At 68.3% G+C, this 11462-nt stretch carries 12 protein-coding genes; 4 read left to right on the top strand and 8 right to left on the bottom strand.

The window, feature by feature from the left end; genetic code table 11:
* Window positions 1–215 precede the first annotated feature (215 nt).
* Together MPPM_RS24845 and MPPM_RS24840 are read left to right on the top strand one after the other, a co-directional pair.
* Window positions 216–620: a response regulator gene (locus MPPM_RS24845; protein ID WP_096487353.1), complete on the top strand. Its 405-nt coding sequence runs from the start codon at window positions 216–218 to the stop codon at window positions 618–620.
* 677 nt (window positions 621–1297) lie between these two features.
* Window positions 1298–1600: a hypothetical protein gene (locus MPPM_RS24840; protein WP_096487352.1), complete on the top strand. Its 303-nt coding sequence runs from the start codon at window positions 1298–1300 to the stop codon at window positions 1598–1600.
* A gap of 251 nt (window positions 1601–1851) precedes the next feature.
* Here the strand turns inward: MPPM_RS24840 and MPPM_RS24835 are convergent, their stop codons facing one another.
* The 8 genes from MPPM_RS24835 to MPPM_RS24800 form a co-directional block, all read right to left on the bottom strand.
* A complete protein-coding gene (locus tag MPPM_RS24835) occupies window positions 1852–2313 on the bottom strand; it encodes a peptidylprolyl isomerase (RefSeq protein WP_017483538.1) in 462 nt (153 codons plus the stop codon).
* A 3-nt stretch (window positions 2314–2316) separates the two neighbouring features.
* Complete coding sequence (locus MPPM_RS24830; RefSeq protein ID WP_173807952.1) at window positions 2317–2778, bottom strand: UCP034077 family protein; 462 nt, start codon at window positions 2776–2778, stop codon at window positions 2317–2319.
* Window positions 2779–2843: 65 nt separating this feature from the next.
* Entirely contained in the window at window positions 2844–3383 is a 540-nt protein-coding gene (locus tag MPPM_RS24825; RefSeq protein ID WP_017483540.1) for a peptidylprolyl isomerase, read from the bottom strand.
* 25 nt (window positions 3384–3408) lie between these two features.
* Window positions 3409–3912, bottom strand: a complete 504-nt coding sequence (coaD, locus tag MPPM_RS24820) for a pantetheine-phosphate adenylyltransferase (protein WP_096487351.1) — start codon at window positions 3910–3912, stop codon at window positions 3409–3411.
* A 177-nt stretch (window positions 3913–4089) separates the two neighbouring features.
* The gene (gyrA, locus tag MPPM_RS24815) at window positions 4090–6816 is read right to left on the bottom strand and encodes a DNA gyrase subunit A (protein ID WP_096488024.1); all 2727 of its coding nucleotides are present in this window, start codon (window positions 6814–6816) and stop codon (window positions 4090–4092) included.
* A gap of 317 nt (window positions 6817–7133) precedes the next feature.
* Window positions 7134–7751 carry a molybdenum cofactor guanylyltransferase MobA gene (gene mobA, locus MPPM_RS24810; RefSeq protein WP_280176341.1) on the bottom strand — a complete coding sequence of 206 codons (618 nt, stop codon included), beginning with the start codon at window positions 7749–7751 and terminating at the stop codon, window positions 7134–7136.
* A 44-nt stretch (window positions 7752–7795) separates the two neighbouring features.
* Window positions 7796–8932, bottom strand: coding sequence for an Mrp/NBP35 family ATP-binding protein (locus MPPM_RS24805; RefSeq protein ID WP_096487349.1), 1137 nt, complete (start codon window positions 8930–8932; stop codon window positions 7796–7798).
* A gap of 103 nt (window positions 8933–9035) precedes the next feature.
* On the bottom strand, window positions 9036–9314 hold the full coding sequence (locus MPPM_RS24800) for a hypothetical protein (protein ID WP_096487348.1): 279 nt from the start codon (window positions 9312–9314) through the stop codon (window positions 9036–9038).
* A gap of 122 nt (window positions 9315–9436) precedes the next feature.
* On the opposite strand from MPPM_RS24800, the gene MPPM_RS24795 reads away from it, so the two are divergent.
* Together MPPM_RS24795 and MPPM_RS24790 are read left to right on the top strand one after the other, a co-directional pair.
* The gene (locus MPPM_RS24795) at window positions 9437–9940 is read left to right on the top strand and encodes a pyridoxamine 5'-phosphate oxidase family protein (RefSeq protein ID WP_012456772.1); all 504 of its coding nucleotides are present in this window, start codon (window positions 9437–9439) and stop codon (window positions 9938–9940) included.
* 157 nt (window positions 9941–10097) lie between these two features.
* The gene (locus MPPM_RS24790; RefSeq protein WP_096487347.1) at window positions 10098–11396 is read left to right on the top strand and encodes a nicotinate phosphoribosyltransferase; all 1299 of its coding nucleotides are present in this window, start codon (window positions 10098–10100) and stop codon (window positions 11394–11396) included.
* Window positions 11397–11462 lie beyond the last annotated feature (66 nt).

Genomic DNA, 11462 nt, shown 5'->3' with positions numbered 1-11462 from the left:
AGCGCGGGTGCGGCGGCTTATCTCATCCGAAACTGCATGCCGACTCGACCCGAGAGCAACAAATCCGCCCGCTGTTGCCCTTGAACGACAGACGTTTGCCCTCGCCGTTCTATCGTAATGTCTGCCGGGGACTTTGCCGGAGGATGTCGCGCGGGATGCGCAATCTGCGTTTTCCCCGCACTCTCAAGATAAGCCAGGGTCATGAGTGACCGGTCATGAGTGACGCACGACCCACAGACCGCCGGCCCGTCATCCTCGTCGTCGAGGACGAGCCCGACGAGCGCTACCTCGCGGCCGAGCTCCTGGAGGAGAAGGGCTTCGAGGTGATCGAGGCCGAGACGGCCGAGCGCGCCCTCGACATCCTGCGCCAGCGGGGCGACGGGATCGACGTGGTGTTCTCCGACGTGCGCACCCCGGGCACGATCGGCGGCTTCGAGCTGGCACGGATCATCGGCGTGACCTGGCCGCGCATCCGCATGCTGCTGACCTCGGGCGATGCGGGCGACCAGCCGAGCGACCTGCGCGTCACCGCGACCTTCATGCCGAAGCCCTGGCGGGCGCCGGAGATCCTGACGTGGCTGGAGGAGGCGGCGGGCCTCAGGCAGCCGCCGGAGGGGTGAGCTACAAGCCGCTCCCTTCCTCCTCGGGGGGAGTGCCTCGCGGATGCGGGGGCGAGAATGGAGTCATTGCGGCCCCGGCGGCTCTCACAAAACCGCCGCTGCGCCGTCCTGCCCAGAGAAGCGTCCGGTGACCGGAAGTGTCGTGGGCTCCTCTAGTATGATTTCCGGTTGACCGAATCGGATCCGGACCGGCGCCGTCACCGCTTCGCCCACGCTCGCGAGGAGATATGAAGCCCCGCAGCGATCCCGCGGATACTGCATCATAACAGAGCCAACTCAATTTTCCTGCCGATGCGGGGGGCCTGCAATCTTTCTTAGATTTCGAAAAGGCTTTCCTGCCGACGGTCGAAGAATGCCGGATCACCCAGACATGACCGAACATACGATTTACTCAACAATCTATATATTGATGGCGATCAAAATCTCGGAACACGCCTCAATCGGGTTTTATAGGTAAGAAGACATCCGGATTATTTGAGCACAAAAACCACACAAACCCACGTCAGACTTGCAAAGTTCAAACATCGGATGATGCCGTCACGGCTCTGTTGAGAGAATGGAAGCCGCCGGCATCGAGGGAGACCGGTACGGGCCAGTCGGGGCGCCATTCGGCATGAGCGGTGTCATCCCCGTCGCGCGGAGCGGCGCGCCCAGTCCGGTTCGATCAGGAGGGAACGATGCGGCGGACCTTCTTTCTGGCAACGGCGCTCATGATCGCGACGCCCACCATCTCATTCGCCCTGGATCCGGCGATGATCGCGCAGGGTCAGGTGCTTTCCGGCATGGCACGGGGTTACGCTGAACGCGGATACGCGGAGCGCAGGGGCGTCCGGTCACGACGCGCCGAGCCCAGACGTGCCGAACCGAGCGAGGCGAGAACCCGGCAGACCTGCGCCAACGGGCGCGCGATGGCCCGCCGCGGAAATCGCGATCCACGGCTTCGCTATCTGCTCGCGTTGTGCCGCGAGGGTGGCTGGTAGGCTCCGTGAATCACGGGATGAGCGCAAAGCGGAAGTCGGCCTCCCGGTGGTGAGCCGATGACCACCTCCCAACCCAAGCGATCTTTCCGCACGGCCGAGCTGCCGTGAGTTTGGATGTCACAGCTGCAGGGAAGCCGACGGAGGGTCGGCCTTCAAAGAATCGATTTCTAAAGCATCTGCGTCCGGCCAATGCCCGCCGCCCCGCAGCATGGGGCAACCGGCGATGAGGACACCTCATCGCCGGTTGGGTCTTACGCCGCGGCCACGGTCGCCTTCACGATCCGGTCCGGATCGCGCACGGGCTCACCGCGCTTGATCGTGTCGACCACTTCCATGCCCTCGATCACCTTGCCCCACACCGTGTACTGGCGGTCGAGGAAGCGGGCATCGGCAAAGCAGATGAAGAACTGCGAGTTCGCCGAGTGCGGGAAGTTGGTGCGCGCCATCGAGCAGGTGCCGCGCACGTGCGGCTCGGCGTTGAACTCGGCGTTGAGGTCGGGCAGCTCGGAGCCGCCGGAGCCGGTACCGGTCGGATCGCCGGTCTGGGCCATGAAGCCGTCGATGACCCGGTGGAACGGCACGCCGTCGTAGAAGCCCTGGGACGCCAGCGTCTTGATCCGCTCGACGTGGTTGGGGGCGAGATCGGGGCGCAGCGCGATGACGACGCGGCCCTTCGTGGTCTCCAGGACGATGGTCTCGTTCGTCTCTGCCATGGCTTAAATTCCCTGTCCTCTGGGTCCGTCGTAGATGAAGCGCAGCGCCAGGGGGCGCCCCGCGATGGCGCCGCCGAGAGCCGGGGTGATCCGGACCGGCGTGCAGCGGGCGATCGCGTCGAGCGTCGCCCGTATCAGGATGTCCCGGGTCCGGGCGTCGCCCGGCGCCTTGGCGAAGGTGATCTGCGGCGTGCCGATCACCGAGCCGTCCCGGCGCAGCGAGAGCCGCGCCGTGATCTCCGCCCGCTCGAACCGGCTCAAGCCCTCGGGCACCTGCCAGCAGGCGGCGAGCGCCGGATAGAGTGCCCGCAAGGTGTCGGCCGGGGCCGGCTCCGTTTCCGCCGCAGGCAGCGGCACCCGCTGCGTGCCCCGCAAGGTCTGGGGCAGGGTGCGCCAGGGTTCAATGCCCTCGAACGCATTCGCCCTGCCCGGTGCGAGCAGGGCCGCGGGCAGGACGGCGGACACGGCAAGCCCGGCCACCAGGAGGCCGGCGCGACGGCCGGCCCGGCGACACGCGGTGCGTCCGGCCGCTATTGGCCGCCTCCGAGGGTCATCTTCACGATCTTGTCGGGGTCCTGAACCGTGCCGTTATTGGCCTTGGAGCCCTTCTTGATCTTGTCGACCACGTCCATCCCGGAGGTGACGACGCCGACGACGGTGTAGTTGTTGTTCAGGAACTCGGCGTCGCCGATGCAGATGAAGAACTGTGAGTTGGCCGAGTTCGGATCGCCCGAGCGGGCCATGCCGACGGTGCCGCGCTTGAACGGGGCGGAGGAGAACTCGGCGGGGATGTTGGGCAGGCTGGAGCCGCCGGTGCCGTTACCCTTGGGGTCGCCGGTCTGGACCATGAAGCCGTCGATGACCCGGTGGAACTTCAGGCCGTTGTAGAAGCCTTGGCCGATCAGCGTCTTGAGCTGCTTGACGTGCTTCGGCGCGATCTCCGGGCGCAGCTCGATCGTCACCCGCCCATCCTTGGTCTCGAGGGTGACGGTGTTCTCGCCCGCCCGCGCCGGTGCGGCGAGAAGCATGGCGGAGAGGGCGAGGCCGAGGACGGCGTGGCGGCGGTTCATGCGGGCGGAAGCTCCGTGGTGGAAATCAGGATTTTGCGAAGCGGGCGGCGAGCTGCGCGGCGACGCGGGGCGGCACGAAGGGCGAGACGTCGCCGCCCATGGCCGCGATCTGGCGCACCAGAGTGGCGGTGATCGGCCGCACCCCGGTGGAGGCGGGCAGGAACACGGTCTGGACCTCGGGCGCCATCGCGCCGTTCATGCCGGCGAGCTGCATCTCGTAATCGAGGTCGGTGCCGTCGCGCAGGCCGCGGATGAACAGGCTGGCGCCGCAGCGCCGGGCGGCCGAGACGGCGAGGTCGTCGAAGGTGACGACCTCCAGGCTCGCCCCCTCGGCGGCGGCCAGCGGCCCGCAGGTCTCGCGCAGCAGGGCGGCGCGCTCCTCGGCCGTGAACAGCGGCGCCTTGCCCGGATGCACGCCGATGGCCAGCACCAGCCGCGGCACGAGGCGGCAAGCCTGCCGCACCACGTCGAGGTGGCCGTTGGTGACCGGATCGAAGGAGCCGGCATAGAGGGCGGTGCGGGTCGTCACGGGAACGGGCCTAGAGCATTTTCCCCGCAAACGGAACCCGATGGCTTTCCGCCTCGTCACACCCCTCCGTCATTCCGGGGCGCTGCAGGCGAACCCGGAATCCATCCGTGTGCCCGGCTACGCATCACGGATGGACCCTAGTTCCGCTGCACAGCCCCGGGATGACGAGTGCAGGGCTCAGGCCTCGTCCTCGCCGGTCTCCTCCTCGCCCTCGATATGCTCCACCGAGACGACGCGCTCGGCCTTGTCGGTGTTGAACACCGTCACGCCCTGCGAGGCGCGGCCGACGATGCGGATGTCGTCCACCGGCACGCGGATGAGCTGGCCGGCATTGGTGACCAGCATGATCTGGTCCGAGGCCTCGACGGGGAAGGAGGCGACGAGGTGGCCGTTGCGGGCATTGACCCGCATCGCCGTGATGCCTTTGCCGCCGCGGCCGGAGGTCCGGTACTCGTAGGAGGACGAGCGCTTGCCGAAGCCGCGCTCCGACAGGGTCAGCACGAATTGCTCCGCGGCACCCATCTCGGTGTAGCGCTCCTGCGAGATCGCGGCCTCCGCCGTGCCGTCCTCGACCTCCGGCGCATCGCCCTCGGCCTCGGCCTCGCCGATCACGGCGCGGCGCATCTTCAGGTAGCCGGCGCGCTCCTCGGGCGAGGCGTCGAAGGCATTGAGGATCGCCATCGAGATCACGCGGTCGTCCTTGGCCAGCGAGATGCCGCGCACGCCGGTCGAGTCGCGGCCCTTGAAGACGCGCACGTCCTCGACGGGGAAGCGGATGCACTGGCCGAGCGCAGTGGTGAGCAGCACGTTCTGGTCGGCCCGGCAGATCTCGACATGGACGATGTGGTCGCCCGGATCGAGCTTCATCGCGATCTTGCCGTTGCGGTTGACCTGGACGAAGTCCGACAGCTTGTTGCGGCGGACATTGCCGGAGGCGGTGGCGAACATCACGTCGAGCGTCTCCCAGGACGCCTCGTCCTCGGGCAGCGGCATGATCGTGGTGATGCGCTCGCCCTCGTTCTGCAGGTGCAGGATGTTGACGAGGGCCTTGCCCCGCGCGTTCGGCGCGGCGACGGGCAGGCGCCAGACCTTCTCCTTGTAGGCTTGGCCCTGGTCGGAGAAGAACAGCACCGGCGTGTGCGTGTTCGCCACGAACAGCCGCGTGACGAAATCCTCGTCGCGGGTGCTCATGCCGGTGCGGCCCTTGCCGCCGCGCTTCTGCGACCGGTAGGTCGAGAGCGGCACGCGCTTGACGTAGCCGGCATGGGACACGGTCACGACCATGTCCTCGCGGGCGATCAGATCCTCGTCCTCGACGCTGAAGTCGGAATCGATGATCTCGGTCTTGCGCGGGGTGGCGAACAGCTCGCGCACCTCGGCCAGCTCCTGCTTCACGATCGCCTGGATGCGGGCGCGGGAGCGCAGGATGTCGAGATAATCGGCGATCTCGTCGGCGAGCTTCTTCAGTTCGTCGCCGATCTCGTCGCGGCCGAGCGCGGTGAGGCGCTGCAGGCGCAGGTCGAGAATGGCCCGGGCCTGGGTCTCCGACAGGCGGTAGGTGCCGTCATCGGCCACCCGGTGGCGCGGGTCGTCCACCAGCGCGATCAGCGGGGCGATGTCGTGGGCCGGCCAGTCGCGGGCCATCAGGGCCTCGCGGGCGGTGTTCGGGTCCGGCGAGGTGCGGATCAGGCGGATCACCTCGTCGATATTGGCGACCGCGATGGCGAGGCCGCACAACACGTGGGCGCGCTCGCGGGCCTTGTTGAGCAGGAACTTGGTGCGCCGGGAGACGACTTCCTCGCGGAAGTCGTTGAAGGCCAGGAGCAGGTCCTTCAGGTTCATCAGCTCCGGCCGGCCGCCGTTGAGGGCCACCATGTTGGCGCCGAACGAGGTCTGGAGCGGGGTGTAGCGGTAAAGCTGGTTCAGCACGACGTCAGCCATGGCGTCGCGCTTGATCTCGACGACGATGCGCATGCCGTCGCGGTCGGATTCGTCGCGCAGGTCCGAGATGCCCTCGATGCGCTTGTCCTTCACCAGCTCGGCGATCTTCTCGATCAGCGTCGCCTTGTTCACCTGATACGGGATCTCGGTGAAGATCAGCGCCTCGCGCTCCTTGCGCAGCTCCTCCACATGCGAGCGGGCGCGCATGATGATCGAGCCGCGGCCGGTGGTGTAGGCCTGCCGGGTGCCGGCGCGGCCGAGGATCATGCCGCCGGTGGGGAAGTCGGGGCCGGGGACGATCTCGTTGAGCGCCTCGATGGTGAGGGCTGGATCGTCGATCAGCGCCACGCAGGCATCGACCAGCTCGCCGAGATTGTGCGGCGGGATGTTGGTGGCCATGCCCACCGCGATGCCGCCCGCGCCGTTGACGAGCAGGTTCGGGAAGCGGGCGGGGAGGACCGTCGGCTCCTCGCGGGAATCGTCGTAGTTCGACTGGAAGTCGACGGTGTTCTTGTCGATGTCGGTGAGCAGCGAGATCGCCGGCCGGGCGAGCCTCGACTCGGTGTAGCGCATGGCCGCGGGCGGATCGCCGTCGACCGAGCCGAAATTGCCCTGCCCGTCGATGAGCATCAGGCGCATGGAGAAATCCTGCGCCATGCGGACCAAGGCGTCGTAGATCGACTGGTCGCCGTGGGGGTGGTACTGACCGATCACGTCGCCGACGATGCGGGCCGACTTGACGTATTTGCGCTCGGGCAGATGCCCGGATTCGAAGGCCGAGTAGAGAATGCGCCGGTGCACCGGCTTGAGGCCGTCGCGGGCATCGGGCAGCGCGCGGCTCACAATCACGCTCATGGCGTAATCGAGATATGAGCGGCGCATCTCGTCGGTGATGGAGACGGGCTTGATGTCGGTCGCGGGCGGCGGAGTGCCGGCGCCGGTGTCGTCCTTGTCGTCTGCCAACGTCGTTCTCTCGATCTTCTGTTCGTTCACCCACCGCCGGGAGGCGCCGGGTGGGACGGAAAGGCCGTCGCGGGGCGGCTGCTCCGATCCACCGTCCATCCTGAGGTGCCGGCGCGAAGCGGCGGCCTCGAAGGATCCTCCAGGGATTTTGCGCCTGCTGGAGGATCCTTCGAGGCCGCTTCGCGGCACCTCAGGATGAGGACGTCGGACGGGACACCCCGCCAGGAGCCAAAGGCCGTCGTTTCAGTTACTTAAATATGAATTCCGGGGCTCCGGCACAACATCTGCGGCCCTGTCGGCGGCGCTTTCCCGACGCCTCAGGGATGCCGCGCCAGCAGCGCCTCCGCCGCCGCGAGATCCTCCGGCGCGTTGAGGTTGAGGAAGGGGTCGAGGGGCTCCGCCGGCCAGGCGGCGACCGCCGCCCCGTGCCGCTCGATGAAGCCGCCGACCCGCCGCTCGCCGCGGGTGAGCCAGTCGCGCAGGTCCTCGCGCAGAGCGACCGGCCAGAGCGCGGAGGTGAAGTGGCGCCGCTCGCCCGAGGCCGCGAGTGCGATGGGCTTTCTCTCCGCCGCGGCGGCGGCGGCGAGGCGCGCGACGAAGTCGTGCGGCAGGAACGGCGCGTCGCCCGGCACGCTCGCGACATGGGTGACGCCGGGCAGGGCGGCCGCCGCCTCCATCCCGGCGAGAATGCCGGCCAGCGGCCCCGGATGATCCGGGATGGTGTCCGGCAGGACGCGCCCCGCAAACGCGATTTGGAAGCGGGCCGGATCGCCGTTGGCGCTGAGCGCGAGGCCGCCCCCGCATTGCGGTTCGAGGCGCTCGGCGACGTGTTCCAGCAGGGTACGGCCGGAGAGCGTCCGGAGCGGCTTGTCGCCGCCCCCCATCCGCCGCGACAGACCGCCGGCCAGGATCAGGCCCAAGATACCCGACCCCAAGATGCCCGATCTCAAGGTACTCGTCCCGGAGACCGGGGCGCCGCTCACTCGATGACGATCCGCGGCGCCGCCCGGCCGGCGGGGGCGCCGGTGAGATTGCCCCAGAGTTTCTGGGCGATCTCGCGGTAGACCTTGGCCTGCGGCCCGTCGGGATCGGTCGCGACCACGGGGCGGCCGGCATCCGAGGTCTCGCGGATCGCCATGGTCAGCGGGATCTCGCCGAGGAAGGGCACCTCCAGGCGCTCGGCCTCGTGGCGGGCGCCGCCATGGCCGAAAATCGCCGAGGCCGCCCCGCAATTCGGGCAGATGAAGGTCGCCATGTTCTCGATCACGCCGAGGATCGGCACCGAGACCTTGCGGAACATGGTCACGCCGCGGCGGGCATCGATCAGCGCCAGATCCTGCGGCGTCGAGACGATGACGGCGCCCGACAGCGGGGTCGCCTGCGCCATGGTGAGCTGGGCATCGCCCGTGCCGGGCGGCATGTCGACCACGAGCACGTCGAGTTCGCCCCAGGCCACGTCGCGCAGCATCTGGGTGATCGCCGACTGCACCATCGGCCCGCGCCAGATCATCGCCGATTCCGGCTCGATCAGGAAACCGATCGACATCGCCTTGAGGCCGTAGGCCTGCATCGGCTCCAGGGTCTTGCCCTCGATCACCCGGGGCTTGCCGGACAATCCCAGGAGCTTCGGCACCGAGGGGCCGTAGATATCGGCATCGAGCAGGCCGACGCGCAGACCCTGCGCACTCAGCGCCAGAGCGAGGTTGCAGGCGGTGGTGGACTTGCCGACGCCGCCCTTGCCCGAGGCGACCGCCACGATGTGGCGCACGCCCGGCAGGGCATTGCCCTGGGGCGGGCGCGGCGGCGCGGCGCCGGGGCCGCCGGATTGGCGCGGCGCACCGGGCGCGGGGCCGGGGGTGGCGGAACCGCGCTCGGCGGTGAGGCTCACCAGCACGCTCGACACGCCGGGGAGCGCGAGCACGCGGCCCTCCGCCTCGCGACGCACCGGCTCGAAGCGCTCGGCCTCGCTCGGATCGATCAGGATGGAGAACATCACCCGGTTGCCGGGATCGATCACCACCGGCGAGAGGCGGCCGGAGCCGGGCAGGGTGGTGCCGCCGCGATCGACCGTGACGGTCGAGAGCGCCTTCAGCACGTCGTCGCGGGTGATCGCCAAAACTCGAACTCCATCCGGCGAAGGGGCGGGCCTTCAGGGCAGGCCAGGCCGCTCCCGTTCATCTAACCGCCCCCGCGGGAAACACCAGCCCGGGCGCGCCGTCTCAGCGCCGCTGCCCGGGCGGGATGGCGATCAGGTTGCACTCCTCCATCGGCCCGCGCACGACCGAGCCGTCGCCGCGCCGGTAGGCGCCGCGGCGCAGGTGCCTGCATCCGACGGGACCGCGCAGCCGCTTCACCCGCTCGATATGGACGCTGCGGTAGCGCCGGTTCGAGAAGTCGTGGCCGCCGATACGCACGCCGGGCCCGTAGCGCACCTCGGCCGCGGCCGGTCCGAGGCCGGCGATCACCAGTGCTGCGAACAGCGCAACCCTTATCCCCATCCTCGCGCGGCTCCCCAACCCGACCCTGAACCAATACAGGCCTCGCTCGTTGTCGAGGCAATCGCCGGACGGCCCCGCGCGCGGCCGGCTCACAGCATTGCCGACAACGGAGAACGGATCTCATGCACCAGGGCAACCATCGCGACCACGAGGGCGCGAAGAAGCTCTTCGAGCTGACCAAGGACGTCAAGGTCGCGATGCTCACCACCGCCGACCAGAGCGGCACGCTGAACAGCCGCCCGATGTGGAACAACGAGATCGACGAGAACGGCGACATCTGGTTCTTCACCAAGCTGCACAGCCCGAAGACCGCCGAGATCAGCCGCGACAACCAAGTCAACCTCGCCTATTCCGACCCGTCGAGCCAGACCTACGTCTCGATCGCCGGCAAGGCCGAGGTGATCCGCGATCAGAAGCTGATCGACGAGAAATGGCAGGAGAGCCTCAAGACGTGGTTCCCCAACGGGAAGAACGACCCCGAGGTCGGCCTGATCCGCATCCATCCCGAGCAGGGCGAGTACTGGGACAGCCCGTCCTCCACGATGGTCCACCTCTACGGCTACGTGAAGGCCTCGCTCACCGGCGAGAGCCCGAAGACCGAGACCAAGAAGGTCAACCTCGCCTGATTCTTTTCGGATGGGGCCGCGTGCCCCTCCGCGACGTTCGGCGCTCCCGTCCCTGGCGGGGGCGCCTTTTTTGTCACGAGGCATCCGACCGGTCGGCGTTGATCGACGGCGCGATCCGTCCCAAGCTCGGGCGACACTCCCCGAAAACGGACGGCCCATGATCGACCTCGCGAAGCGGGTCTACGACCACAACTTCCGCATCGACCCGATCGTACGCTCGCTGCTCGATACGGATTTCTACAAGCTGCTGATGGCGCAGATGATCTTCCGCCGTCACCGCGACGTGCGGGTCAGCTTCGGGATCCAGAACCGCACCAAGAGCGTGCGGGTGGCCGACGAGATCGATCTCGGGGAATTGCGGGCGCAGCTCGATCACGCCCGCACGGTGCGCCTGAGCCGGGGCGAATCCACCTGGCTTCGCGGCAACACCTTCTACGGCCGCCGCCAGATCCTCTCCTCCGAGTTCATGGCGTGGTTCGAGACCTTCCGGCTGCCGGACTACGAGCTGGAGGTCCGCGACGGACAGGTGGCGCTCACCTTCCACGGCCCCTGGGTCGAGACCACGATGTGGGAAGTGCCGGCGCTGGCGATCCTCAACGAGCTGCGCTCGCGCGCGGTGCTGCGCGGCATGGGCAAGTTCGAGCTTCAGGTGCTCTACGCCCGCGCCATGACCCGGGTCTGGGAGAAGATCGAGCGGCTCAAGCGCCTGCCCGATCTGTCCATCGCCGATTTCGGCACGCGGCGGCGCCACGGCTTCCTGTGGCAGGATTGGTGCGTGCAGGCGATGAGCGAGGGGTTGGGCGAGCGCGCCTTCCTCGGCACCTCGAACTGCCTGATCGCCATGCGCCGCGAGGTCGAGGCGGTGGGCACCAACGCCCACGAACTGCCGATGGTCTACGCCGCGCTCGCCGGCGACGACGATGAGGCGCTGGCCCAGGCGCCCTACGCCGTGCTCGCCGACTGGCAGCAGGACTATGCCGGCAACCTGCTGGTGGCGCTGCCCGACACCTACGGCACCACCGGCTTCCTCGCGAACGCCCCCGACTGGCTCACCGCCTGGACCGGCATCCGCATCGATTCGAAGGAGCCGATCGCGGGCGGCGAGGAGGCGCTGGCCTTCTGGGAATCGCGGGGCTGCGACCCGCGCGAGAAGCTGGCGATCTTCTCCGACGGGCTCGACATCGACGACATCGAGGCGATCCACGCCCATTTCCACGGCCGCATGCGCATCGGCTACGGCTGGGGCACGCGGCTGACCAACGATTTTCGCGGCCTCGTGCCGGAGGGACGCCTCGATCCGATCTCGGTCGTCTGCAAGGTGACCGAGGCCGAGGGCCACCCGACGGTGAAGATCTCCGACAATCCGAGCAAGGCGCAGGGGCCGGCGGCGGAGGTGGAGCGCTACAAGCGGGTTTTTGGAGTGGGCGAGCAGGCGGCGATGGCGGTGGCGGTCTGAGCTGCTTGGCATCCGCCGACGGCCTGCAAATGATCGAGTTCAATTCTGAAGAGCAAGCGCCAAGCC

Source organism: Methylorubrum populi (assembly GCF_002355515.1).
In the GTDB taxonomy this organism is placed as follows: domain Bacteria; phylum Pseudomonadota; class Alphaproteobacteria; order Rhizobiales; family Beijerinckiaceae; genus Methylobacterium; species Methylobacterium populi_A.
This window is presented reverse-complemented; position numbering and strand designations above follow the sequence as displayed.

Bases quoted from the DNA above. Each gene is read 5' to 3' on its own strand.
- MPPM_RS24795 (WP_012456772.1), top strand. From the start codon at position 9,437: ATGCACCAGGGCAACCATCGCGACCACGAGGGCGCGAAGAAGCTCTTC.
- MPPM_RS24840 (WP_096487352.1), top strand. From the start codon at position 1,298: ATGCGGCGGACCTTCTTTCTGGCAACGGCGCTCATGATCGCGACGCCC.
- MPPM_RS24790 (WP_096487347.1), top strand. From the start codon at position 10,098: ATGATCGACCTCGCGAAGCGGGTCTACGACCACAACTTCCGCATCGAC.
- MPPM_RS24825 (WP_017483540.1), bottom strand. From the start codon at position 3,383: ATGAACCGCCGCCACGCCGTCCTCGGCCTCGCCCTCTCCGCCATGCTT.
- MPPM_RS24800 (WP_096487348.1), bottom strand. From the start codon at position 9,314: ATGGGGATAAGGGTTGCGCTGTTCGCAGCACTGGTGATCGCCGGCCTC.
- MPPM_RS24835 (WP_017483538.1), bottom strand. From the start codon at position 2,313: ATGGCAGAGACGAACGAGACCATCGTCCTGGAGACCACGAAGGGCCGC.
- MPPM_RS24845 (WP_096487353.1), top strand. From the start codon at position 216: ATGAGTGACGCACGACCCACAGACCGCCGGCCCGTCATCCTCGTCGTC.